23 protein-coding genes are annotated in these 24963 nt (G+C 63.2%); 8 read left to right on the top strand and 15 right to left on the bottom strand.

Translation table 11 applies throughout. The annotated features are described in order from the left end of the window. From nirD to GHK62_RS14880, 7 genes are all read right to left on the bottom strand, one after another. Nucleotides 1-339 (bottom strand): nitrite reductase small subunit NirD, encoded by a 339-nt coding sequence (gene nirD / locus GHK62_RS14910; protein ID WP_153439928.1) that lies wholly within the window; start codon nt 337-339, stop codon nt 1-3. Nucleotides 340-343: 4 nt separating this feature from the next. Then, nucleotides 344-2794: a nitrite reductase large subunit NirB gene (gene nirB, locus GHK62_RS14905; RefSeq protein WP_153439927.1), complete on the bottom strand. Its 2451-nt coding sequence runs from the start codon at nt 2792-2794 to the stop codon at nt 344-346. Nucleotides 2795-2798: 4 nt separating this feature from the next. After that, nucleotides 2799-4577 (bottom strand): ABC transporter ATP-binding protein, encoded by a 1779-nt coding sequence (locus tag GHK62_RS14900; protein WP_153439926.1) that lies wholly within the window; start codon nt 4575-4577, stop codon nt 2799-2801. A 10-nt stretch (nt 4578-4587) separates the two neighbouring features. Continuing rightward, complete coding sequence (locus GHK62_RS14895) at nt 4588-5661, bottom strand: ABC transporter permease (protein ID WP_153439925.1); 1074 nt, start codon at nt 5659-5661, stop codon at nt 4588-4590. A gap of 70 nt (nt 5662-5731) precedes the next feature. After that, nucleotides 5732-7129, bottom strand: a complete 1398-nt coding sequence (locus tag GHK62_RS14890) for a CmpA/NrtA family ABC transporter substrate-binding protein (RefSeq protein ID WP_153439924.1) — start codon at nt 7127-7129, stop codon at nt 5732-5734. A 339-nt stretch (nt 7130-7468) separates the two neighbouring features. Beyond that, nucleotides 7469-8689, bottom strand: coding sequence for a CmpA/NrtA family ABC transporter substrate-binding protein (locus tag GHK62_RS14885; protein ID WP_153439923.1), 1221 nt, complete (start codon nt 8687-8689; stop codon nt 7469-7471). Beyond that, the gene (locus GHK62_RS14880) at nt 8690-9283 is read right to left on the bottom strand and encodes an ANTAR domain-containing response regulator (RefSeq protein ID WP_153439922.1); all 594 of its coding nucleotides are present in this window, start codon (nt 9281-9283) and stop codon (nt 8690-8692) included. A 225-nt stretch (nt 9284-9508) separates the two neighbouring features. Between GHK62_RS14880 and GHK62_RS14875 the strand changes: the two genes are divergently transcribed. Next, nucleotides 9509-10465: a S1C family serine protease gene (locus GHK62_RS14875; protein WP_153439921.1), complete on the top strand. Its 957-nt coding sequence runs from the start codon at nt 9509-9511 to the stop codon at nt 10463-10465. 144 nt (nt 10466-10609) lie between these two features. Here GHK62_RS14875 and GHK62_RS14870 read toward each other — a convergent pair whose 3' ends face one another. The 8 genes from GHK62_RS14870 to GHK62_RS14835 all read right to left on the bottom strand — a co-directional run bounded on the left by GHK62_RS14870 (nt 10610) and on the right by GHK62_RS14835 (nt 16917). Continuing rightward, complete coding sequence (locus GHK62_RS14870) at nt 10610-10846, bottom strand: hypothetical protein (RefSeq protein ID WP_153439920.1); 237 nt, start codon at nt 10844-10846, stop codon at nt 10610-10612. Between the two features lie 121 nt (nt 10847-10967). Then, nucleotides 10968-11687 (bottom strand): TfuA-like protein, encoded by a 720-nt coding sequence (locus tag GHK62_RS14865; protein ID WP_184108603.1) that lies wholly within the window; start codon nt 11685-11687, stop codon nt 10968-10970. Continuing rightward, nucleotides 11684-12877: a YcaO-like family protein gene (locus GHK62_RS14860; protein ID WP_153439919.1), complete on the bottom strand. Its 1194-nt coding sequence runs from the start codon at nt 12875-12877 to the stop codon at nt 11684-11686. Before GHK62_RS14860 ends, GHK62_RS14865 begins: the two co-directional genes overlap by 4 nt. A 63-nt stretch (nt 12878-12940) precedes the next feature. Beyond that, nucleotides 12941-13159: a hypothetical protein gene (locus tag GHK62_RS14855; RefSeq protein WP_153439918.1), complete on the bottom strand. Its 219-nt coding sequence runs from the start codon at nt 13157-13159 to the stop codon at nt 12941-12943. Between the two features lie 38 nt (nt 13160-13197). Beyond that, entirely contained in the window at nt 13198-15066 is a 1869-nt protein-coding gene (locus tag GHK62_RS14850) for an AfsR/SARP family transcriptional regulator (protein WP_153439917.1), read from the bottom strand. Nucleotides 15067-15202: 136 nt separating this feature from the next. Beyond that, nucleotides 15203-15661 (bottom strand): helix-turn-helix domain-containing protein, encoded by a 459-nt coding sequence (locus GHK62_RS14845; protein WP_153439916.1) that lies wholly within the window; start codon nt 15659-15661, stop codon nt 15203-15205. A 177-nt stretch (nt 15662-15838) separates the two neighbouring features. After that, nucleotides 15839-16462, bottom strand: a complete 624-nt coding sequence (locus GHK62_RS14840) for a LysE family translocator (protein WP_167528256.1) — start codon at nt 16460-16462, stop codon at nt 15839-15841. A gap of 2 nt (nt 16463-16464) precedes the next feature. Continuing rightward, nucleotides 16465-16917 carry an Lrp/AsnC family transcriptional regulator gene (locus GHK62_RS14835; protein WP_167528255.1) on the bottom strand — a complete coding sequence of 151 codons (453 nt, stop codon included), beginning with the start codon at nt 16915-16917 and terminating at the stop codon, nt 16465-16467. Nucleotides 16918-17093: 176 nt separating this feature from the next. On the opposite strand from GHK62_RS14835, the gene GHK62_RS14830 reads away from it, so the two are divergent. The 7 genes from GHK62_RS14830 (at nt 17094) to GHK62_RS14800 (ending at nt 24856) form a co-directional block, all read left to right on the top strand. After that, nucleotides 17094-17633, top strand: coding sequence for a gluconokinase (locus tag GHK62_RS14830; RefSeq protein ID WP_153439914.1), 540 nt, complete (start codon nt 17094-17096; stop codon nt 17631-17633). A gap of 346 nt (nt 17634-17979) precedes the next feature. Then, nucleotides 17980-19143 (top strand): isovaleryl-CoA dehydrogenase, encoded by a 1164-nt coding sequence (locus GHK62_RS14825; RefSeq protein ID WP_153439913.1) that lies wholly within the window; start codon nt 17980-17982, stop codon nt 19141-19143. A gap of 58 nt (nt 19144-19201) precedes the next feature. Continuing rightward, the gene (locus tag GHK62_RS14820; protein ID WP_153439912.1) at nt 19202-20809 is read left to right on the top strand and encodes a carboxyl transferase domain-containing protein; all 1608 of its coding nucleotides are present in this window, start codon (nt 19202-19204) and stop codon (nt 20807-20809) included. A gap of 12 nt (nt 20810-20821) precedes the next feature. Further along, on the top strand, nt 20822-21205 hold the full coding sequence (locus GHK62_RS14815; RefSeq protein WP_153439911.1) for a RidA family protein: 384 nt from the start codon (nt 20822-20824) through the stop codon (nt 21203-21205). 17 nt (nt 21206-21222) lie between these two features. After that, on the top strand, nt 21223-23211 hold the full coding sequence (locus GHK62_RS14810; protein WP_153439910.1) for an acetyl/propionyl/methylcrotonyl-CoA carboxylase subunit alpha: 1989 nt from the start codon (nt 21223-21225) through the stop codon (nt 23209-23211). Then, nucleotides 23208-24077 (top strand): hydroxymethylglutaryl-CoA lyase, encoded by an 870-nt coding sequence (locus tag GHK62_RS14805; protein WP_153439909.1) that lies wholly within the window; start codon nt 23208-23210, stop codon nt 24075-24077. The genes GHK62_RS14810 and GHK62_RS14805 overlap by 4 nt, the downstream gene beginning before the upstream one ends. Continuing rightward, complete coding sequence (locus tag GHK62_RS14800) at nt 24074-24856, top strand: crotonase/enoyl-CoA hydratase family protein (RefSeq protein ID WP_153439908.1); 783 nt, start codon at nt 24074-24076, stop codon at nt 24854-24856. Before GHK62_RS14805 ends, GHK62_RS14800 begins: the two co-directional genes overlap by 4 nt. Nucleotides 24857-24963: the final 107 nt, after the last annotated feature.

Below are 24963 nucleotides of genomic sequence, written 5' to 3'. Positions count from 1 at the left end.
CTACTCCGCCGCTGCCAGCGCCAGGCTCTCGAGCGCGATGAAAAGCGCGCCGTTGTCGTTTTTCACCGGGACCGTGCGGACCTCGCCCTCGTCGGCGCCGAGCGCCTTGCCGGTTTCGAGCGAGATCACCCAGTTGTGCAGCGGGCAAGTCACGGCGGTGCCGTGGACGATCCCTTGGCTGAGCGGCCCGCCCTTGTGCGGGCAGTGGTCTTCGATCGCGAAGACCTCGTTCTCCGCGGTCCGGAAGACGGCGATCTTGCCCTGCGGCGTTCTCACGCAACGCGCGCCGCGCAGAGGGATATCGGAAACATTGCCGATTGCGATCCAGTTCATTTCCATCACCTCACTCCGCTGCCTGATTGAAACCGACCGTCGCCATCGGCCGGAACTCATGCTTGTCCTTGCCGGAGACGCGCTCCGACCAGGGGTCGACCTGGGCGAATTTCTGGCTGAAGACGAAGCGGTCGAAATAGGCCTTGCGCTTCTCCGCATCGTTCATGATTTGGCGGCGGATCTCGTCAAGGCCGATGCGTTTTGCCCATTTGTAGATGCGTTCGAGATAGCGGGCCTGCTCGCGATACATCTGCGTCAGGGCAACGATGTGCTCCAGCGCCTCGTCCTCGGTCTTGACGAGCCCCAGGACCTCGGTGCCCTTGATGTCGAGCCCGGCGGCGCCGGCGAAATGGATCTCGAAGCCGGAGTCGACGCAAATGACGCCGACGTCCTTGCAGGTGGCCTCGGCGCAATTCCTTGGACAGCCGGAGACGGCCATCTTCACCTTGGCGGGAGTCCACGAGCCCCACATGAACTTCTCGATGCGGATGCCGAGCCCCGTCGAATCCTGCGTGCCGAAGCGGCACCAATCAGAGCCGACGCAGGTCTTCACCGTCCGCAATCCCTTGGCATAGGCCTGGCCCGAGACGAAGCCGGCCTTGCCGAGATCGGCCCAGACGGCCGGCAGGTCTTCCTTCTGAATGCCGAGCAGGTCGATGCGCTGGCCGCCGGTGACCTTGACGAGCGGGACATCGAACTTGTCGACGACATCGGCGATGGCGCGCAGTTCCTTGGAATTGGTCACGCCGCCCCACATGCGCGGCACCACCGAATAGGTGCCATCCTTCTGGATGTTGGCGTGGACGCGTTCGTTGATGAAGCGCGACTGGTAGTCGTCGGCATATTCGTCCGGCCAGTCACAGACGAGGTAGTAATTGAGCGCCGGCCGGCATTTCGCGCAGCCGCAGGAGGTCTTCCATTCGAGCTCCTGCATGACGGCGGGAATGGTCTTCAGTTTCTTCGCCTTGATGAGGCGGCGGACGTCGTCATGGCCGAGGTCCGTGCAGCCGCACATCGGCTGCACGGCGGCCGGATTGTAGGCGTCGCCGAGGGTGAGCGACATCAGTTGCTCGACGAGGCCGGTGCATGAACCACAGGAGGCCGAAGCCTTGGTGTGGGCACGCACGTCGTCGAGCGACGTCAGGCCCTTTCCGGTGATCGTCGAGACGATCTTGCCCTTGCAGACGCCGTTGCAGCCGCAGATTTCCGCATCATCCGGCAAGGCTGCAACGGCCGCCATAGGGTCCAGCGGAGACCCTCCCTGATAGGCCTGGCCGAAGATCAACGTGTCGCGCATTTCGGTAATGTCGGTGCCGCGCTTCAACAGGTCGTTGAACCAGGCGCCGTCCCCGGTGTCCCCATAGAGCACCGTGCCGATGATGCGGTTGTCCTTCAAGACCAGCCGCTTGTAGATTCCGGCGGTGGCGTCGCGCAGCACGATTTCCTCGCGGCCGTCGCCATCGGCGAAATCGCCGACCGAATAGAGATTGATGCCGGTCACCTTCAGCTTTGTGGGCGTATCGGAATGGACAAAGGCGGCGCTGCGATCACCGGCCAGGTGGCGTGCGGCAACCCGCGCCATCTCATAGAGCGGCGCCACCAGGCCGTAGACCATGCCGTCGACTTCGGCGCATTCGCCGAGTGCCATGATGTCTCCGTCGGAGGTTTGCATGCCGGCGTCGACGACGATGCCACGGTTGACGGCAAGCCCGGCTTCCTTCGCGAGGCTGGCATTCGGCCTGATGCCGACCGCCATCACCACCAGTGTTGCCGGGATGATGCGGCCGTCGTCGAGCTCGATGCCCTCGACCTTCTCCTCGCCGACGATCCGTTTGGTATTTGCCTTGGTGATGACCTTGATGCCGCGTTCCTCGACCGCCTTCTGCAGGAGGTAGCCGGCGGCCGGGTCGAGCTGGCGCTCCATCAGCGTCGGCATGACGTGCAGCACGGTGACATCCATGCCGCGGGCTTTCAGGCCTGCCGCCGCTTCGAGGCCAAGGAGACCGCCGCCGATGACGACGGCCGTTTCGCGCGACTGCGCCGCGAGCAGCATCGCCTGCACGTCGTCGAGATCGCGATAGGTGATGACGCCGCGCAAATCCTTGCCGGGCACCGGAATGATGAAGGGCACGGAACCGGTGGCGATCACCAGCTTGTCGTAGCTTTCCGTCACACCATGGTCGGAGGTGACCGTCTTGGCATTCCGGTCGATGGCGATGATCTTGTGGCCTTTGTACAGCGTGATGCCGTGCTTGATGTACCAACCGTCGCCATGGATGATGATCTCTTCGTAATCCTTCTCGCCGGACAGCACCGGCGAGAGCATGATGCGGTCGTAATTGACACGCGGCTCGGCGTTGAAGATCGTTACTTCATAGCGCCCTGGCGCCTTCTCGAAGAGTTCTTCCAGCATGCGGCCCGGCGCCATGCCGTTGCCAACGATCACCAGTTTCTCGGTCATTCCATTACTCCGCGGCTTGTTTCTTGAGGGTCTGGGCGGACAACATCGTTCGGGCGGCGCGCTTCGCCCGGATCGCTTCGAGATGTTCGGGAGCGGGGCTGGCCCCGCCTTCATAGGCCTCCAGGAAGTCCAGGAGCTCCTCGCGGTAGGCGTAGTAGTCGGGGTGCGACAGGAGCTCCTTGCGCGAGCGAGGCCGCGGCAGGTTCACCTCCATGATGTTGCCGATCCGTGCATTGGGGCCGTTCGACATCATCACCACCCGATCGGCGAGCAGGATCGCCTCGTCGACGTCATGCGTCACGCAGATCGCCGTCACCTGCGTCCGCTTCCACACGTCCATCAGCACTTCCTGCAGCTCCCAGCGGGTGAGGCTGTCGAGCATGCCGAAGGGCTCATCGAGCAGCAGCAGCTTAGGGGACAGCGCGAACGCCCGGGCGATGCCGACGCGCTGCTTCATGCCGTTCGAGAGGTCCGCCGCAAGCCGGTGCATCGCATCGCCGAGGCCGACGCGCTGCAGGTAATATTCGACCACGTCGCGGCGCTCGGCGGGCGTCGCGTCCGGATAGACCCGGTCGACGCCGAGCGCGACGTTTTCGCGGGCGGTCAGCCAGGGAAGCAGCGATGGAGCCTGGAAAACCACCGCCCGATCCGGACCGGCGCCGGAAATTTCCCGTCCATCGAGGATGATGCCGCCGGACGAGATCGGATTGAGGCCGGCCATCATCGACAGAACGGTCGACTTGCCGCATCCCGAATGGCCGATGATCGAGATGAACTCGCCTCTATTCATCTTGAGGTTGAAGCCATCGACCACTGTCAACGGACCTTTCGGCGTCGGATAGACCTTTCGGACCTCGAAAAACTCGACGTAGCTCTTTTCGATCGCGGAGCGCGCCTTTCGCGCATAGGCGTCGGGCAGCTTGGTGCCGGCAAGTTTCTGGGTGATCGGCACGACGTTGGGCAAGGCGACGGCGCCGCTTTCTGCGGTGGTTCGTCCGGCGCCCAGATCCATCAGATATTCGGTGACGGCGCCGCGAAGACGGATGAACTCGGCGTTCGAGTTCATTTCCGCACGGTCGCGCGGTCGCGGCAGGTTCACCTCGAAGCTGGGACCGAGCGAGGCATTCGGACCGGGCGTCAAGGGGACAATCCTGTCGGCAAGCAGGATCGCCTCATCGACGTCGTTGGTGATGAGGATGATGGTCTTCTTTTCCTTCGACGAGATCTCGGCGAATTCGTCCTGAAGCTTCGAGCGGGTGAGCGCGTCGAGTGCCGAGAGCGGCTCGTCGAGCAGGAGCACGTCGGGCTGCATCGCGAGCGCTCTTGCCACGGCCACGCGCTGGCGCATGCCGCCCGAGAGCTCCGCAGGCCGGCGCTCTGTCGCGTGGGCGAGACCGACCATCTCGATATAGTACTGAACGAGGCTCGCCCTTTCGGCTTTGCTCTTGGCGGAATGCACCGCATCGACGGCAAGGGCGACATTGGCGCGGACCGACAGCCAGGGCATCAGCGAATAGGATTGGAAGACGACGCCGCGCTCCGGCCCCGGACCCGACACTTCCTTGTCGCGGAAGAGCACCGCACCGCGATCCGGCATCGTCAGGCCGGCGAGGAGGGAAATCAGCGTCGATTTGCCTGAGCCGGAAAAACCGACGATGGCAATGAACTCGCCTTCCTCGACCTTGAGGTTGACGCCTGAAAGGACGTCATTGCGCGATTTTCCCTCGCCGAAGGACTTCGAGACATCGCTCAGTTGAAGAATGGTCCCGCCTAGAACGGTCATGGGGCGCGTCCTATCGGTTCGACGAGAAGGTGAAGGCGGACTGGAGGGCATACATGATGCGGTCCAGAATGAAGCCGATGATGCCGATCGTCAGCACCGCAACCATGATGCGGGCGAGCGAGTCGGAAGAGCCGTTCTGGAATTCGTCCCAGACGAACTTTCCGAGGCCGGGATTCTGGGCGAGCATTTCGGCCGCGATCAGCACCATCCAGCCCACACCGAGCGAGAGTCTCAGCCCGGTGAAGATCAACGGAAGGGCGGAAGGCAAAACCAGCTTGCGGATCGTCGTCGCGGTCGAAAGCTGAAGCACCTTGCCGACGTTCACCAGGTCCTTGTCGATCGAAGCCACGCCGAGCGCCGTATTGATCAGCGTCGGCCACAGCGAACAGAGGGTCACGGTAACGGCCGAGATCACCAGTGACTTCGGCAGCAGGCTCGACGGATCGACATAAAGCGCCGAGACGACCATTGTTACGATCGGCAGCCATGCCAGCGGCGAGACGGGCTTGAAGATCTGGATCAGCGGGTTGATGGCACCGTTGATCGTCTTGGAGAGACCGGAGGCTATCCCGAGCGGCACGGCGACCAGCGTCGCGATCACGAAGCCGAGCCCGACCGTCATCAGCGAGGTCGTGATCTGGTCGATATAGGTCGGCTTGCCGGTGAACACGCGATGCTTCACCTGATCGGCCTTGCCATCGGCAACGAGCTTGGCGTTGCGTTCGTCCTGCCGGGCATAGAAAGCCGTTGCCTTGCTCCGTTCCACGAAATGATCCTGCAGAAGCACGTTGGCCTGGCCGAAGACGGCCGCAGGCCCGGGAATGGCGCCAAGCGAGGTTTGAACCTTCGGCGCAAGAAAGCCCCAAAGCGCGAGGAAGCACAGGATGCCCGCGAGCGGCACCAGCAGCACCTTGCGAATTTCGGACATCTGCTCGGCGACATTGTCGCCGGCTGCCATGCGCAGGATCGGGGTCACCCAGCCGAGGCCAAGCGCGTTGAGCCAGCCGGCGGCTTTATTGATCCGCTGAAACAGACGCTCTCGTCGTGCGAGTTTCGGGTCAGCCACGGTGATCGCTTGAGTCATCGATTTGTCTCATCTGTTGAAATTTGGTCGGGAACAGGCGGCCTCGGGTTTCGCGCCGCCAGTCCAGTGTTCAGCCGCCAACGACATCCGACCCGGATATCGTCTGTTCGTTCTTCAGCCCGATCTTGAGGGAGTCGATGTAGGCGTTCGGCGCCTTGGCATCGAAGGTGACGCCGTCGATGAAGTCGGAGGTCGGCGCCTTGTAGCCGTCGGTGCCGAAGGGGAAGTCGCCCTTGTCCGCCTTGCCCTCTTCGACCAGCATCCCTGCCGCCTTCATGTAGATGTCGGGCAGATAGACGGACTTCGCCGTTTCCGCGTACCAGGCGTCGTCCTTGTGCTCGGCGATCTGACCCCAGCGGCGCATCTGCGTCAGGTACCAGATGGCATCGGAGTAGAACGGATAGGTCGCGTTGTGGCGGAAGAAGACGTTGAAGTCGGGAACGTCGCGCTTGTCGCCCCGCTCGTATTCGAAGGTGCCGGTCATCGAGTTGGCGATCACGTCCGCGTCGGCGCCGACATATTCGCTGCGCGACAGGATTTCGACTGCCTCGGCCCTGTTGGCGTTGTTGTTTTCGTCCAGCCATTTGGCGGCGCGGATGAGCGCCTTTGTCAGCGCAAGGGTCGTGTTCGGATACTTCTCGGTGAATTCCTTGGTCAGCCCGAAGACCTTCTCCGGATTGTTCTTCCAGATTTCGTAGTCGGTCACCACCGGAACGCCGATGCCCTTGAAGACGGCGGCCTGGTTCCAGGGCTCGCCGACGCTGTAGCCGACAATCGTGCCGGCTTCGAGCGTGGCGGGCATCTGTGGCGGCGGCGTCACGGAAAGAAGCGCGTCCGCCCTGATCTGTCCCGTGACGTTTTCCGGCGAATAGAACCCCGGATGAATGCCGCCGGCGGCCAGCCAGTAACGAAGCTCGTAGTTGTGAGTGGAAACCGGAAACACCATGCCGAGATTGAATGGCTTGCCCTCGGCCTTGAATGCATCGACGACGGGCTTCAGCGCGTCGGCCTTGATGGGGTGGGCCGGCTTGCCGTCCGCGCCGAGCGGAATATTCTCCTTCATCATCGCCCAGACGTCATTCGAAACGGTGATGCCGTTGCCGTTGAGGTCCATGGAGAAGGGCGTCACGATATGCGCCTTGGTGCCGAAGCCGATGGTGGCGGCGAGCGGCTGACCGGCGAGCATATGCGCGCCGTCCAGTTCGCCTGTTATCACGCGGTCGAGCAGCACCTTCCAGTTGGCCTGCGGTTCGAGCGTGACGAACAGCCCCTCTTCCTCGAAGAAGCCCTTCTCATAGGCGATCGCGAGAGGCGCCATGTCGGTGAGCTTTATGAAACCGAGCTTGAGTTCGTCCTTCTCGGGCACGAGCATCTCGGCAGACGCGAAAGAGCCGGCGCCGACATAGAGTGTGGCCGCCCAGGCGGCGAGCGAACACTTCGCGAATTTTCCGGTGGAAGGCCTCGTCATGTTTTTCTCCTGTGTGCCGGCGATGGGAGGCTCGCCTGCGGTTGCGACGTTCGGGGCAAATAAAAAGGCTGCCAAACCGCAGTCCGACGCTCTGCCTCGTTCAGAGCGCGTTCCCGGTTTGGCAGCCTTGCCTTCTGCGCCCTTCATTGGACGCCGATTATTTCAAGCGGACCCCAAGGGCCCTACGCTCTCCACAATGCAGGAACCGTGCCAGTTTCGTGGACGGACGGATTCTCATGATTTTTCGGTGATTGGGCCCAAAGCGCAGTGCGCTGGTGAGAGGCGATTAAGCTGTCTCTTGAATAAATTTTGCGCAGTGCACAATAATCGAGCAGGTCGTCAGCGCTGGCTCGCCAGGTAGCCCTCGAGGCGGTCCGGGTCGAAGATCCGGCCGTCGAAAAAGCCGTCGGGACCGAGAATAAGCCCTTTTTCCGAAGCGCCGACCGGTGCCGCCACGGTCAGGGCGCCCTCGACCTTCATGTTGGCGCCGGGCATCGGCGCAGCGATCGGCTTCAGCGCCTGTCTGTAGATGTCCGGCCGATAGGTGTCACGCGCACGCTCGGCAAGTGCTGCCGAATGCGGCGTGTGTCCCCAGCGCACCATTTGGCTGTAGAACCAGAGGGCGTGGCTCTGCCAGGGAAAGGTCGCTCCCTTGGCATGCGGGACAAAGAATTCGGGAATGTCGCCGGTCGCGCCGTCACCGAGCGTCAGTCGGCCCGTGAGGATCGGCATCAGCATCTTGCGCGGAAGGTCGAGATAGGCAGGGCTGCTCATCAGCGCCGCGAGTTCTTCGTGATTTGCGCTTTCGCCGCACCACATCGAGCTTCGGTAGAGCGCGCGCAGCAGCGCGTCCAGCGCGGGGCGGTTCTCGGAGGCGAACCGGGCTGACACACCGAGCACCTTTTCCGGGCTCAGTCGCCAGATCGACGCCTTGGTGGTGACAATGCGTCCGGCATGGCGTGCGACCGCGACGCTGTTCCACGGTTCGCCGACGCAGAACCCGTCGATCGCGCCAGTCGACAGTGCATCGGCCATCAGCGGCGGGGGAACGACGACAATTTCGACGTGGCTTTCCGGATCGATGCCGCAGCCCGCGAGCCAATAGCGCAACTCGTAGTTATGGCCGGAGAAGGGGTGGACGACGGCAAAACGCAGCGGCGGCTCGCCCGCTTCACGGCGGCGTTCGACGACGCGCCTCAAGGCTGCGCCGTTGGTGCCCGGGTCGGTGCCGGGCCTGGCGCCCTCAGCGACCATGCCTTCCCAGAGACCGCGCGACACCGTCACTGCATTGCCGCCAAGTCCGAGCGCAAAGGGCGCCACGAGGTCCAGCGACAGGGGCGTGAGGCCGAGATTGGCTGCAATCGGCATTGGCGCCAGCATGTGGGCCGCCTGGAAATGGCCGACGGCGATCCGATCGCGGATATTGGCCCAGGAGGTTTCCCGGACGAGCTGCACCGTGAGGCCCTCGTCGGCGACGAAGCCTTTTTCGCTGGCGGCAATGAGCACGGCGCTGTCGAAGAGCGGCATGAAGCCGAGGGTGATGTCGGCGGTGGCAGCCATTTACAGGTCCTCCAGCAATCCTGCCGCGAGCACCAGGCTCTGTGCGATTTCGGCTATCTTGCGGTTCTGGTTCATCGCGGTCGTGCGCAGGAGCTTGTAGGCCTCTTCTTCGCCGATGCCGCGCGACTTCATCAGGATGCCCTTGGCCCGGTCGATCACCTTGCGGTCTGCAAGCTCGCTGCGTGCTTCCGCCAACTCGCGCTCCATGCGTGAAAAGGCGTTGAAACGGCTGATCGCCATGTCGAGGATCGACTTCACCCGCTCCTGCCGCAGTCCGTCGACGACATAGGCCGAGACGCCGGCGTCGATCGCCGCTTCGATCATGCTGCTGTCGGATCGGTCAACGAACATGGCGATCGGGCGCTTTACCGAGCGGGAGAGCTGGAACATGCTCTCCAGCAGATCGCGGTTGGGATTTTCGAGATCAATGACGATCACGTCCGGTTGCAACCTTTCGATCACCCGCCCGACGCCATGGACATCGTGCACGATGCTCACGCGGTTGTGGCCCGCATCGCGCAAGCCTTCCTCGATGATCGAGGCGCGGATGGCGTTCTCGTCAATCACAAGAATGGTCAGGTCGCGGCGGGTCATGCGGCGATCATGATGCAGCGCAGCAAATTTCGCAATATGTTTGCCTAAAAATTTTGCGACGTCATGAAATGCATGAATTTAAGGCATTGTGGTGGGCGAAATGCCCAGATCGAGCCAAGGCTTGAACCGATCTGCAGGTCTCTCCATCTATTTTGAACAACAGTACCAAATTGTTTCGGTCCGTTGGTTCGGCGGCGATGGTCGCCGCCGTTTGAGGATCAGATCATGGGTTTCATCGACAAGGAAATAGCGCCCGTCGACGACGGCGCGCTGACGGATGCCTATTCGCATGCAATTGCCGGCGCGGTCGATGTGGTCGGCCCGGCGGTCAGCCGCATCGAGCGGGTTGGCGGCAGGGCCGGTCATGGCTCGGGCTTTGCGGTTTCTTCCGACGGGCTGATCGTGACGAACAATCACGTCGTCGGGGATTCCAAGGCCGTTCGTGTCACGACGCCGGACGGCTTCGTGACGGAAGGCCGTGTGCTTGGTCGCGACGTCGACACCGACATCGCGCTCATACGGGCGAACTCGGGCGTCGGCGCCTGGGCGAAGCTGGGGGATTCAAAGCGGCTGCGGCGAGGGCACATCGCAATCGCCATCGGTAATCCGCTGGGTTTCGAATGGACCGTCACGGCGGGCATCGTCTCGGCACTCGGACGCACGATGCGGGCGGCGAACGGGCGTCTGATGGACGACGTCATCCAGACGGATGCGGCCCTCAATCCAGGAAATTCGGGAGGGCCGCTGGTCTCGTCGGGCGGCGAAGTGATCGGGGTCAACACGGCCGTGATCCAGGGCGCGCAGAGCATCGCCTTTGCAGTCGCCTCGAACACGGCAAATTTCGTGATTTCCGAGATCCTCCGATACGGCCATGTCAGGCGGGCGTATATCGGCATTGCCGGCGACACGATCGAACTGCCGCGCAGGATCGCGCTGGCAGCCGGAACCGACCGGACGACGTCGGTCCGTCTGAGACGGCTGGAACCCGGCGGCCCGGCCGAGCGCGGTGGTCTTCGGGAAGGCGACTATATCCTGTCGATCGACGGCAAGCCTCTCGGCGGCGTGGACGATGTCGTCAGGCTGATGGACGGTGAGAGGATCGGCCAGGCGACCGAATTCCTGATCTTTTCGGTGGCGGGCAAGATCGAAAAGAGGACCTTGGTGCCCATCGCCCGATCATGAGCGGGCGACGCCAACGAGTCCGAGGAGCATGGAGCGGGATCCCGGTGGAAACCGCTCCATGCTCCTCGCCCCTCTCCGGATCATTTCATTGTCTCATTGAAACAGTGAACGATCTAACTCTTTGAAACTACGTTTGTCCCTATTTCAGCAGCGGCCCAGGCTGCCCAGTGCCATCAGGTCGACTGTCGGAAGAACGTTCTTGTCGGTCATGTATTCGACTTCCTGGAGCAGGGAGGCCAAAGCCAGTTCAAGGCAATACTGCACGCCTTCGACGTTCAATGTCTTGGCGGAGTCTCGCGCGTAGCTGACGAGGCGGGCAAGGGCCAGAAGTTCCTTCTCCCTGTCTTCCACGTCGGTAGGTAACTTGATGGATTGCTTCATGATTTTCCCCAGTGCCACTCGGGGGTCACTGCGACCCGCTTTCGTCAGCAATATAGCGTGACTTCCGGGCCGTGGGCGTGACACGAGCGTGACACACGCTGAATGGGAAAAGCGACCCGTCCTACGTCTCCGGTTGATTAAGCAAAACCTTCCACATAGTTGTCGAATGGAACGCCCAGCCGGGTCTTTCGCCGCGCCGTTCGTTCGGCTGAGCCCGGACCGCGTCGAAAAGCGCGAGGGCATCGGCGCGCTTCTGGTCAACCATCTCCTGTTGCAGCCTTGCCGCCAAGGCGACGCGATCGCCATCCGCTGGAAGGTCTGCGTCGGCAACGATCGCTGCCCATGTGCGCCGCTTGTAGAATATCTGCCCGGCTGCCGCCTCGATCCGTGCTGCATCCGCTGCGGTGATCGAGCCGCCCTGCCTGAGGCGTGCAAGCGTCGCGCGCACATTGACCAGCGGGACCGTGAGCGGCGCATAGCCGAGCTCGGCGGGAGCGTGAAGCAGCGCCACATCCGAGTCGTCCGCGAGCTCGCCCGCGGCATATTGGCGGTATATTTCCCCGATCCCGACCATTCCGAAGGCCGCGCATTCGGCGGCGCGCAAGGCGCCCATGCTCGCCGCACCAAAGACCTGTACGCCTTCTGAAAGGGCGAACAGAATCTCCTTGTGCCAGACAGGAGCCACACGTTCGAAATTGCCGTCGACAAGGCCGATGATCGTCGCGCCGGCGCGTATGGCGCGCAAGATGTCTCCCTGCATCGCCGGCGGCCGGATCGCGAAGGCCGCACCGGCGCGTTCGGGCGCATCGGGGACGGTCGGGCCGACGAAGACGATCTTCACGCCGCCTCCAGTGCCCAGGAGAGCGCCCGTGTGCCGAAGCGGCGCTTGCGCTCGCCCTCCGGGTTTTCCAGCTCCGGAACGAACACTTTGACAACCGCAAAGGGCAGGTCATCGCCAAGCAACGGCACGGAGACGACCGGACCGATGCCGGCATTGCGCAGCCGTTGCAGGACGAAAGACAAGAGCGCATCCGGTCCCCCCTCTTGTCCGGCGTGGACGCGTGTCCGCTCTTGCGGCAGAGCCTCGAACAGTTTTTGCGTCTGCTGCGGCAGAGGGCGAACGAACGTCTCCGGATAGACGTCGTCGCGCGCGCCGCTGATATAGGTGAGTCTCGATTGGGCCGCCTCGGTCACGGCGCGGATTGCCGCTCTCACTGCATTCGGATGTGCGCCGTGTCCAACCGTGACATGGTGGAAAAGCGGCGCCTTCGCCGTGAGGATGTCCTTCCCGGCTACGACGGCGGTGAAGCACGGTATGCCGACATCGCTGGTGATGTCGAAAAGGCGCAGCTCCAGGTCGGCCGCGGCAATCTTCCCGGCCATCGCAGCAAGCACCGCATCGCCGAGCGCCTGGGGTAAAACGCAGCTTCGAAGCCTCGAGGCTATTGGCGTGATGCGCCACAGCACCTCCGCATCGCGTTCGATCCGTTCGAGGAGCCCATGCAGCACCGCTTCGGTTTCACTGTTGCCGGAGGCGAGACCATCGGAGGATTGCCAGTACCGGCAGTTCTCCACCGTCCTGTCGAGCAGGGCGGCCTCCAGCGGAACCCATGTCGACACTCCGCCGTCGAGGTTGCGGCCGAGAACCCAGCGGATAGGCTCGTTGTCGGCAAGGTCCGGCTGGCCGCTCGCGATTAACCCCGGCAGAGACAAGGCTTGATTGCCTTCGGCCAACAGGTCGCTGCGGCTCGCAACTCTCGCCGGCACGCGCGGCGCGCATGCGACGGCGCGCTCGAGCGCCTCCATGGCCGCCGAGACTTTTGCGTCGATGTCCGTTATGCCCTTGCCCTGATTGATGACCAGGGACTTTGAGTTCGGAGACACGGCATTCCAGACGGGTATGCCGATGCAATCCAGTCCGGTCAGGCGCGCCAGCCGCGTGATGCCGAACTCCGGCAAAAGCGCCTCTATCCGGCCGAAGGTCGCTTCGGCGGGGCAGATCCGATCGGAATAGCGAATTGAGCTGGACATGGTTTTGAAGAGACGTGCGGGCGGAACCCCCTTGGTCTACCGCCCGTCGCGCATGGCCGGCGGCTAGCCGTCCATGTAGCCACCGAAGACGGCGTCGGCGGAACTTGCCGCAGCTGCCAGATTGACTGTTTTGACAACCGTGCACCCGGACTTGCGCAATGTGTCGGCGTCGGCCAGCGCACCCTGCTTTGGCGGATCGATCCTGGTGACCGTCCCCGCCTTGAGGTCCGCAAGCCACAAATGATCCTCTCCGGCAATGCCGAAAACAACAACTTCAGCCATTCATTTCATCCCCTCTTGCTCTCGCGCGGAATTGCGCCTCAAAAGCCTGCCTTCTTCAAGCCCTCGCGGTAATGCTCCCTCTGCCACTCCTCGCGAAAGGGCACGATCGCCATCCATCTGTCGAGATCGAAATCCGGGTGGACATCGAATGTTTTGCGCACGAACTGGCGCGCCTTTCTGCGGTCGCCGAGCATGCCCCAGCTTGCCGCCGATAGCCGGTCGGCGGGCGCTCTGTCCCGCATCCGATCAATGTAGCCGAGGGCCTCTTCGTATTGGCCAAGGGAATAGCTGGCACCAGCCGCCGCCCAAAAATAGTTGTCGGGTGCGATCGGATTGAGATCGATCGCCGTCTTGATCTTTTGAAGTCCCTCCGCTGGGCGTGACGCCTGCACGAGGGTGTCGCCGTAGCTGGCGAGGACATTGGCGTAGTGCGGGCTCAAAGCTTCCGCCCTGTCGAGGAACTCAACGCTCTCGTCGAATTGGCGCATGTAGAGCTTGACGACGCCGAGTTCCAGATAGCCGGAGGCGAGTGTTTCGTCGGCGACCACGGCCTCCCGGGCATGTCGCTCGGCCAGCCCCAGCAGCTCACGATCATTGCGTGCCGTCAGCAGCCATTCGAAGAAATAGGTCCGGGCCAGTCCGCCCATCGCGGGTGCGAAACCCGCCTGTTGGCCCAGTGCCTCCCTGAAGCTCTTGCGGGCGCGGCGGATCTCGGGAAGGTTGAGGTCCTTCAGGTGTCGCTGGCCGAGAAGATAGCTTCGATAGGAATCCGCGTGGCCCTCATAGGAACCGCGAACGGCTTCGTTCTGTTCAATCTGACTGGCAATAGCCGCAGCGATCCGATGCGCAATGCCCCTGCGCGACTGCATCAGCCCATCGCCGATGAGATTGAACCGGTCGGCCCAGATGACCTCGTCGTTGGCGAAGAAGATCAGCTGGGCAAAGAGGCTCTGGCGGTCACCCTCGTCGGTCAATCGTGTGTCGAGGATATAGCTGATGGCATGCCGTTCGTAGGTGTTGGCCTTGTCGGCCTGAAGGCCGATCTGCGCCGCGGTATAGGGCGCGATGACACTGACGGAGCGAAGGGCGCATAGGCCGATCGTCACGTCCTCGATGAGCGAACTTGCAAAGATCGCCGCGGTGCTGTCTCCACGCTCGGAGTTGGGCGGCAGCAGCACGAGCCGCGGCGGCTTTCTCTGGTGAGAGTCGTCCCGGGGGAGGATCTCGACGGGCGCGGACGGTTGGTTGCCGATGATCGGCACCGACCGGCTGACGCTTTCGAAGATGACCTGCGCATCATGGTGCCGTCCTTCCGACTCCAGCGCAGCCTTCAAGATTTTGCGGACTTCCTCGTCCAACGGGCTGCGTTCGAGCAATCGCATTGCCGCCGACTTGAGAAGGTCGCGATGCTTGCCCGCGGCAGCGGGCGCCGCGGCAAGCAGGCTCTCCCTGAGCAGGGACATATGCGTCTCGCGCTGGCGGTTGATCCAGGCATCAAGCGCCTTCCCGTGCGATTTCGCGTCCTTCAGGAAGTCGTCGCGCAGCACAGTGGCAATGCGGCAGAAGCGAGCGACGGCGTCGTCGCCGTCGTCGGTCACGGCATCGAGATCGCTCGTCAAGCTTCCGGGATTGAGCAGGATCGACGACTGCGAAAAGGTCAGGAAGGTTCGACCGAGCTCCATCTGTTGCGCGGTGATGCGGGAAATTGTCTTGCGCAGGTTGACATAGGCCTGACTGGGCTCGACCCCGTCCCAGAGCAGCCTGGCGATTTCCGCCCGGGATTGTTCGCGACAGCCGTTGGCAATCGCGAGACACAGGATGAGCAGACCCTTCTCGGGAAAGGCGACTTCGCGCCCCGTTTCATTTAATAGGCGCAATCGTCCCAGAGTCTGCAACCTATAGGTCATGCGGCCCCCTCGCTGACGGTAAGGTTATCTGTACTGCATGTTTTCTTAAATCGCGACCGATTTAAGAAAACATGCAGCAATTCAAAGCGCTACCGCGCTCTTTGCGCGTCTGATAAGACGCGCAGCGCCGTGGTCTCTAGCCGTGCAGAGGCTCGGTGCGACGCGCCCCGGAGATCGCGCTCGTCGACTCCATATCCGGTGCCTGGGCCATGGCGGCAACGAGCGAGATGATCTTCTTGCGCAACACCGGATCGGCGATCTTCAGGAAGGCCCTGTTGAGCGCGATGCCTTCCTTCGAGGCCACGAAGGAAGAAATCTCGTTCGATTCATGCATGTCGCCGGCGCTGTCCCGTCCCGACGGCTTGTCGTCTTCGCGTTGGAAGAAGAAGCTCGGGTGGACGCCCAGGATATCGGCGATCGCCTGCAGGCGGCTCGCGCCGATGCGGTTTGTGCCCTTTTCGTATTTCTGTACCTGCTGGAACGTGATGCCCAAGCCGTCGGCCAGCTTCTCCTGGCTCAGCCCGACCATCAGTCTGCGCATTCGGACACGAGAACCGACAAAGGTATCTATCGGGTTGGGATCCTTTTTATTCATCGCAGTGATTCTCCTCGGAACGGTTCGACCTCGTCCATATAAGTTTGCTCGAATAAATGATGTGATGCAATCAGCGCGCGCCAGAAACCGGGGGCTGAAACACATTTTGTGATTGTGTTGCGTCGTGATTATGTCGCGCACAAGGCATATGCGCTGCGCCGGCTGACTGCGAAGGCGTCAGACAAACCGGATTGCCGTCGAGGCGAGCGCGGTTGCGCCGAATCCGATAAGCAGAAGCCCGGAAAGGCGCGACGCCCAGGTGGCGAAACTGTCCGGGAGCCGCGTCTTGGCAAGCGCGACGCCGCCGCTCAGGAAAAACCACCAGGCGAGCGAGCCGAGAAAGACGCCCGAAACAACAATTGCGCCCTTTGCTCCTTCGCCGACCGTCGAAAGCCCGAGCCCCGCAAAGATGGCAGCGAAGGAGAGGATGGTCGTCGGGTTGGCGATCGTCAGGAAGAAGGTCGCGGTCGTCGTGTGAAAGAGATCGCGCGCGTCGATCTCGGCGGCCGCGGCAACGGGTTTCGGCGCCAGTCCGCGCCAGCCGAGCCAGATCAAGAACAGGCCTCCCACCAGACCGAGTGGCGTTGCGATCACGGAAAGCGCGGCAGCGAATGCCGCAAACCCGACCGCAGCAAGCATCGCGTAGGTGGCGTCTGCGAGCGCGGTTCCAAGGCCGCCGGCGACGCCGGCCCAAAAGCCGCGCGTCAGCGTGCGGCTGATGCAAAGCGCGCCGATCGGCCCGACCGGCGCGGCAATGGCTAGGCCGAGCAGGAGGCCTTTGCCGAAGAGCAATACGGACATCTCTAGCGGACCTCCGGTCCTGTGAAGAGGTTATCAGCAACGGTCGAAAGCGCGATGACGGTTTCGCTGCGGGCGAGATATCGCCGTGCCTTCAGCTCCGAGAGAAACGGCTCAATGTCGCCGAGCGTCGGCATGCGGATCTTGACGCAATAGGACCACGAGCCGGTCACGTGATGGCATTCGGCGACGACCGGGTGCGCCGCCATGAAGGCACGGAATTCGGCTTCATCGGCATCGGCCGAAAGGGCGATCCAGACGAAGGCCAGAACGTCGAGGCCAAGGGCGCGATGATCCACGTCGAGCGTAAAGCGGCGGATCGTGCCACTTGCGACCAGACGGCGGATGCGTTCGTTGACCGCGGACGGCGAGAGGTCGATCGCCGCACCTATATCGGTCAGCGACGTGCGAGCGTCGTTCGCAAGAATTCCAATGATTTTTCTGTCCGTCACGTCCATTTTAGAAAAATACGTGGAAGTTTGGAGAAATTCAAGTGTTTCCTTTTGTGCAGTCCTCTCTGGCATCGCGGCAGTCCTTCCGCCGATCGGCCATGCCGCTTGCCCACCGGCGGCGCGGAAGCTATGAGCGGAAGCGCAATTGCTCGCCAGCAGACAGGGAAGACAGGTCCAGGACAATGATCGAGAAGAGACAGAAAGACACGGTGTCGGAGCACCGATTTCCAGGCTCGATCATCGTGATGGGTGTGTCGGGAAGCGGAAAATCATCTGTGGGCGAACGGATTGCGAAGGCCTATGGCTATCCCTTCATCGAAGGGGACGCTCTGCATCCGCCCGAGAACATCAAGAAGATGTCCGAGGGCATTCCGCTGACCGACGATGACCGCTGGCCATGGCTTGCGGCGATCGGCCGTAAGCTCGCGGAAAATGCGGGCCCGGCCGTCGTTGCCTGCTCGGCGCTCAAAGTGAGTTATCGTCAGAAGCTGCGTGAATGCGCACCGGAGGGATTGGCCTTCGTCCATCTCCATGGAAGCGAGGCGGTGCTGGCGGAACGGATGCAGCACCGCACCGGCCACTTCATGCCTGCGTCCTTGTTGAAGACCCAACTCGCAACCCTGGAAGATCCGACCGGCGAGGCGAAGACCGTGACGGTCGACATCGACCAGTCGCTGGACGCAATCGTCGATGAGGCGCTTGGCGCCCTCGGCAGGATGTAGCGCGCGCTGATTGCTCGGGATTCGATGCCCGTCATCCGTCTCGAATCGCGGCATCGCGTGGGCGCGACCCATGCCGGGTGCAAAGCATCGATCTGCCGTAGGTGAGCCTTCCCCTTTTCAAATCGTGCTTGGCTGCCAAGCTCTTTGGAAGGAAATTAGCCGAGCGCGATGTTATCGTTCGCGGCAATGGCCGTGCGGCGTTACGATGCAGCGATTCATGAACCAAAGCGCGTCAGGAAAGACGCGCGGCGCAGTCGGCGATCGTGCATCGAGGAGGATGCCCGCGAGGCCTGTTTCTGACGGCGATGAGGAGATCGCCGCCGGAGGCATGCGGAGGAGAAAAGACATGTATCAAGGTGGACTGAGCTTCGCCCTCGGCGATGACATCGACGCGCTGCGCGACAGCGTACGCCGGTTTGCGAGCGAACGGATCGCGCCACTCGCGGAGGAGACGGACCGGAGCAATGCGTTTCCCGCGCCCCTCTGGCGGGAGATGGGAGAGCTCGGCGTGCTCGGCATTACCGCCGACGAGGCCTATGGCGGTGCCGGCATGGGGTACCTCGCCCATTGCGTCGCGATGGAGGAAATCAGCCGCGCATCCGCCTCCGTCGGCCTAAGCTACGGCGCCCACTCCAATCTCTGCGTCAACCAGATCAACCGCAACGGCAGCTCCGCGCAAAAGGCCAAATATCTGCCGAAGCTCATTTCCGGCGAACATGTCGGTGCGCTCGCCATGTCCGAACCGGGTGCCGGCTCCGACGTGGTCTCGATGACGCTCAAGGCCGACAAGCGCGGCGACCGCTACGTGCTGAACGGCAACAAGATGTGGATCACCAATGGCCCGGACGCCGATGTACTGGTGGTCTATGCCAAGACCGATCCGGCCGCCGGCCCGCGCGGCATCACCGCCTTCCTCGTCGAAAGGGGTTTCGCCGGCTTCTCGACCGGCCAGAAGCTCGACAAGCTCGGCATGCGCGGCTCCAACACCTGCGAACTCATATTCAGGGACTGCCAGGTGCCGGAAGAAAACGTGCTCGGCGCGGAAGGCCGCGGCGTCAATGTCCTGATGTCCGGCCTCGACTATGAGCGCGTGGTGCTGTCGGCCGGGCCGCTCGGCATCATGGCGGCTTGCCTCGATGTCGTCGTCCCCTATCTCCATGAACGCAAGCAGTTCGGCCAGCCGATCGGCGAGTTCCAGTTGATGCAGGGAAAGCTTGCCGACATGTACGTGACGATGAATGCGGCGCGCGCCTATGTCTATGCGGTGGCGGCAGCGTGCGACCGCGGCGAAACCGCGCGTAAGGATGCCGCCGGCTGCATCCTCTATGCGGCGGAAAAGGCGACCGCATTGGCGCTCGAGGCGATCCAGGCGCTTGGGGGCAACGGCTACACCAACGACTACCCGGCCGGCCGCCTGCTGCGTGACGCCAAGCTCTACGAGATCGGCGCCGGCACGAGCGAGATCCGCCGGATGCTGATCGGGCGCGAGCTGTTCGCGGAAACGAAATAGACGAACGGCGACTGCCGTTCGTCGCGCATCTTGGTCAAATCCCGTGCCTGAGGGCTTCATGACAATCTTGAGATCGCATATCTCGGCATCCTCCGACCTCTACCAGAGCAACTACGCAGCGATGACGGATGCCATCGCGACGGTCGAGGAGGCGGTGCGGCTCGCCGTCAGCGGCGGCGGCGAGAAGGCGCGGGAGCGCCATGTCAGTCGCGGCAAGCTGCTGCCGCGCGACAGGGTCGCTTCCCTGATCGATCCTGGCACGCCCTTTCTGGAGGTCGGCGCCACGGCCGCGCACGGTATGTACAACGGCGACGCGCCGGGTGCCGGGCTCATTACCGGCATCGGCCGGATCGCCGGGCGCGAATGCATGATCGTCTGCAACGATCCGACCGTCAAAGGCGGCACCTATTACCCGATGACCGTCAAGAAGCATCTGAGGGCGCAGGAAATTGCCGCCGAAAACCGGCTTCCCTGCGTCTACCTGGTCGATTCCGGCGGTGCCAACCTGCCGAACCAGGACGAGGTTTTTCCCGATCGCGAGCATTTCGGCCGGATCTTCTACAACCAGGCGAACATGTCGGCTGCCGGCATCCCGCAGATCGCCGTCGTCATGGGTTCGTGCACGGCGGGCGGCGCCTACGTGCCGGCCATGTCCGACGAGGCGATCATCGTCGAGGGGCAGGGCACGATCTTCCTGGCCGGCCCTCCGCTGGTGCGGGCGGCGACCGGCGAAGTGGTCTCGGCAGAGGACCTCGGCGGCGCAGACGTCCACACGCGACTGTCGGGCGTTGCCGATCATCTGGCGCGCGACGATGCGCATGCACTGGCCTTGGCGCGGCGCACCGTATCGGGCTTGAACCGTGAAAAACCAACGTCGGTCGAGCTTCGCACGCCGGAGCCGCCCCTCTACGATCCGGAGGAAATCGCCGGGATCGTGCCGGCCGACCTCAGAACGCCCTATGAGATCCGCGAGGTGATCGCCCGGATTGTCGATGGCTCCCGTTTCGACGAATTCAAGGCGCGTTTCGGAACCTCGCTCGTCTGCGGCTTCGCCCATATTCATGGCATACCGGTCGGCATCATCGCCAACAACGGCGTGCTGTTTTCAGAGTCGGCGCTGAAGGGAAGCCATTTCGTCGAACTCTGCGCGCAGCGCAGGATCCCGCTCGTTTTCCTGCAGAACATCACCGGCTTCATGGTCGGCCGCAAATACGAGACCGAAGGCATCGCCAAGCATGGCGCCAAGCTGGTGACGGCGGTGGCCACAGTGAAGGTGCCAAAGGTCACCATGCTGGTCGGCGGATCGTTCGGGGCAGGCAACTACGGCATGTGCGGGCGAGCCTTTTCACCGCGCTTCCTCTGGACCTGGCCGAACAGCCGCATTTCGGTGATGGGCGGCGAACAGGCGGCGGGCGTGCTCTCGACGGTGCGCGGCGAAGCCTTGCGGCGCGCGGGCACGCCGTGGAACGAGGAGGAGGAGGCGCGTTTCCGCCAGCCGGTGCTCGATCTTTTCGAGCGGCAAAGCCATCCGCTCTATGCCTCGGCGCGTCTTTGGGATGACGGCGTCGTCGATCCGCGCAAAAGCCGGGACGTGCTCGCATTGTCGCTGTCGGCGGCACTCAACGCCCCGATCGAGGACACACGTTTCGGATTGTTCAGGATGTAGGGGAGGTGGGCCATGAAACGCGACAATATCAACGCGATCAATGCACCGCAGCCGCGTGGCGGCTACTCGCAGGCCGTCAGCGTCGAAAATTTTCAACGCCTGCTCTTCGTCAGCGGCCAGATTCCGATGACCTCCGATGGCGTCCTGCCGGAAGGATTCGAGGCGCAGGCACGCCAGGTCTGGCTGAACATTGACGCTCAGCTCAAGGCCGCCGGCATGACCAAGGACAATATCGTCAAGGTGACGACCTACCTCGCCGACAGGAGCCATGTCCTCGCAAACCGCGAGATCCGCAGCGACTACCTCGGTGCATTGGCACCGGCGATGACGCTCGTGATAGCCGGGCTCTTTGATTCCGGCTGGCTCCTGGAAGTCGAAGTGATGGCGGCAGAATAGAAGCGGAACCGAGGGGCATGTTTTCCAAACTCCTGATTGCCAATCGCGGCGAGATCGCCTGCCGCATCATTCGCACCGCCCGGCGGCTCGGCATTCGCACCGTTGCCGTCTATTCCGATGCGGATGGCTATGCGCTTCATGTGATGCTCGCCGATGAGGCGGTGCGGATCGGCCCCGCGAATGCAGCCGAAAGCTACCTTGCGATCGACCGCGTCATCGAGGCCGCAAGGGCCGTCGGCGCTGACGCCATCCATCCGGGCTATGGCTTCCTCTCCGAGAACGCCGATTTTGCCGAGGCGGTCGAAGCCGCCGGAATCGCTTTCGTGGGGCCGCCACCGGAAGCGATCCGGGCCATGGGGCTCAAGGATGCGGCCAAGGCGCTGATGGAGCAGTCCGGCGTGCCCGTCGTGCCGGGTTATCACGGCGACCACCAGGACCCTGAGTTCCTGGCAGCCCAGGCTGCGGAAATCGGCTATCCGGTGCTGATCAAGGCGCGCGCCGGCGGCGGCGGCAAGGGCATGCGGCGCGTGGAGCGGCGAGAGGACTTCGCTTCGGCGCTGGAATCCGCGCAGCGGGAAGCGCAGGCCTCCTTCGGCGACGGCGGGGTCCTGATCGAGAAATATCTGAACCGCCCCCGCCACATCGAGGTCCAGATTTTCGGGGATCGGCACGGCAACATCGTTCATCTTTTCGAACGCGACTGCTCGTTGCAGCGGCGGCACCAGAAGGTGATCGAGGAGGCGCCGGCCCCGGGCATGACCGCCGAAGTGCGCCGCGCCATGGGTGACGCCGCGGTCAGGGCCGCGCATGCGATCGGCTATGTCGGCGCCGGCACAGTCGAATTCATAGCCGACGTGACCAACGGCCTCTGGCCGGACCATTTCTATTTCATGGAAATGAATACGCGGCTGCAGGTCGAGCATCCGGTCACCGAGGCGGTCACCGGGCTCGATCTGGTCGAATGGCAGTTGCGCGTTGCAGCCGGCGAGCCGCTGCCGAAAAAGCAGGGCGAGATCAGCATAGACGGTTGGTCCTTCGAGGCACGAATCTATGCCGAGGATCCCACCCGCGGCTTCCTGCCGGCGACCGGCCGGCTGGCGCACTTGAGCTTTCCGGACAGCAACACGCGCATCGACTCCGGCGTGCAGCAGGGGGACTCGATAACGCCCTTTTACGATCCGCTGATCGCCAAGCTGATCGTGCATGCGGGGACACGGTCGGCAGCGCTCGCCCGGCTGAAGGCGGCCTTGAAGGAGGTCCAGATCGGCGGAACTGTTACCAATCTCGATTTTCTCATCAGGCTGACGGACGAACAGGATTTTCGCGCCGGCAGGCCGGACACGGGACTGATCGACCGGACGGTCGAGCGGCTGGTGGCGCCGAGCGACCCGGACGACGAAGCATTGGCGCTGGCCGCAATCGTCTCCACCGGCGTCCTCCAGCCAATGACCTCCAGCGATCCCTGGGCCTCGCTCGGCTATTGGCAGATCTGGGGCGACGCCCACCGGACGGTTTCCATCGACCACGCGAACGGGCGCGCGGCCGTCACGCTCGCGTCGCGCGGACGCGATCAGTTCGCCGTTCGTGCCGGGACGAGCACCTTGCCGGTGCTCGTGCTCGAACGCTTCGAAAACGGTGCGCGGCTGGAAGTGGCCGGGCAGAGGCGAACGCTTCGCTTCCTCCAGCAGGGCGAGATGCTGACATTGTTTCTCGATGGCCGGAACCTTGTGTTTCACCTGCCGGATGCGTTGTCCGGCGGACATGGCGGGGAGATTGCCGACGATGAACTCGTGGCGCCGATGCCGGGGCTCGTCAAGATGGTCCGTGTCGCCGCCGGGGAGACCGTCGCCAAGGGCCAGCCGCTGGTGGTGATGGAGGCGATGAAGATGGAACTTACGCTTTCGGCTTCGCGGCAGGGAACGGTCGCGAGCGTGCACGTGGCCGAGGGCACGCAGGTCAGCGAAGGCACCGTCCTTGTATCGCTCAGTGAGGAGGCCGCACAATGACATCCTCGGCAAGCGAGCATGTCACGATTGTCGAGATGGCGCCGCGCGACGGCCTCCAGAACGAGCCCCGGCTCGTCGATACCGATGACAAGATCCGGCTCGTCGACCTGCTCTCCGATTGCGGCTTCGAGCGTATCGAGGTGACGAGCTTCGTCAGCCCGAGATGGGTGCCGCAGATGGCAGATGCCCCGGCGGTCATGGCCGGCATCGCGCGGCGCCCCGGCGTTCGCTACGCGGCGTTGACGCCGAACATCAGGGGCTTCGATGCCGCACTCGCCGCCGGCGCTGACGAGGTGGCGGTCTTTGCCTCCGCCTCCGAAACTTTCTCCGAGAAGAACATCAACTGCTCGATTGCCGAGAGCATCGAGCGCTTCCTCCCGGTCGCGGAGGCAAGCCGGCACCATGGAATTCCGATGCGCGGCTATGTCAGCTGCGTCGTCGAGTGCCCTTACGAGGGTCCGATCGCGCCGGAGGCCACTGCCCGCGTCGCACGCCTTCTTTCCGAGCTCGGCTGCTACGAGATCAGTCTCGGCGACACGATCGGGCGCGGCACGCCCGAAGCCGTCGATATCATGCTGGCGACGGTGCTTGGCGACATCGACGCGGCGAAGCTTGCGGGTCATTTCCACAACACGTCCAGCCGGGCGCTGGAAAATATCGCCGTCGGCCTTGATCGCGGCCTGCGGGTGTTCGACGCCTCGACCGGAGGGCTCGGCGGTTGCCCCTATGCCCCGGGCGCCGCCGGTAACGTCGATACGCTTGCGGTGAATGCCTTCCTGCAGACGAAAGGATTTTCGACCGGCCTCGACACTGCAAAGCTCGATCGCGCGGCGGCCTTCGCCCGATCCCTGAGGAGTGCAGCATGACTGAGCAAACGATCCGGTGCACTGTCAACGAACGGGGCATCGCCCGGCTGACGCTCGCCCGTCCGGAAAAGCACAACGCGCTTTCCGCCGCGATGATCGGCGAACTCACGGATGCGGCGGTCCGGCTTGGCGATGACAAGGCGGTCCGTGTCGTCATCCTCGCCGGCGAGGGGAAGAGCTTTTGTGCAGGCGGCGATCTCGACTGGATGCGCCAGCAGTTCGACGCCGACCGGCAGGAGCGGATTGCCGAGGCGACGCGGCTGGCGATGATGTTCAAGGCGCTGAACGAAATGCCGAAGCCGCTGATCGCCCGGGTGCATGGCAATGCCTTTGGCGGCGGGATCGGGCTGATGAGCGTTTGCGACGCCGTCGTTGCGGCGGCGGGCGCAAAGTTCGGCCTGACGGAGGCAAGGCTCGGGCTGATCCCGGCTACGATCAGTCCCTATGTCGTTGCCAGGATCGGCGAGGGAAGGGCGCGACCGCTGTTCATGTCGGCACGGCTTTTTGACGCGGAGGAGGCGCTTGCCGCCGGTCTTGCGACGGTCGTGGTTGACGTTGGCCAATTGGACGCCGCTGTCGATGCGGAAATCCCCCCCTATCTTGCCGCCGCGCCGCAAGCAGCCGGAAGGGCCAAACGCCTGGCGCGATCGCTTGGCATGCCCATCACGGATGCCGTCATCGCAGCGACGATCGAGCAGCTTGCCGACATCTGGGAAACGGAGGAAGCCCGGGAAGGGGTCTCCGCCTTCTTCGACCGGCGGGCGCCCTCCTGGCCGTGATGAGCTACTGCATCGCGCGTTTTATCAGACGCGCAAAGGGTGCTGTAGCACTTTGAATTGCTGCATGTTTTTATGCTTGAATCGACTACGATTCAGGAAACGTGCAG

This window comes from Sinorhizobium terangae, from assembly GCF_009601505.1.
GTDB classification, from domain to species: Bacteria; Pseudomonadota; Alphaproteobacteria; order Rhizobiales; family Rhizobiaceae; genus Sinorhizobium; species Sinorhizobium terangae.
The sequence above is the reverse complement of the archived record's forward strand: the minus strand, read 5'-3'. Positions and strand labels throughout refer to the sequence as shown.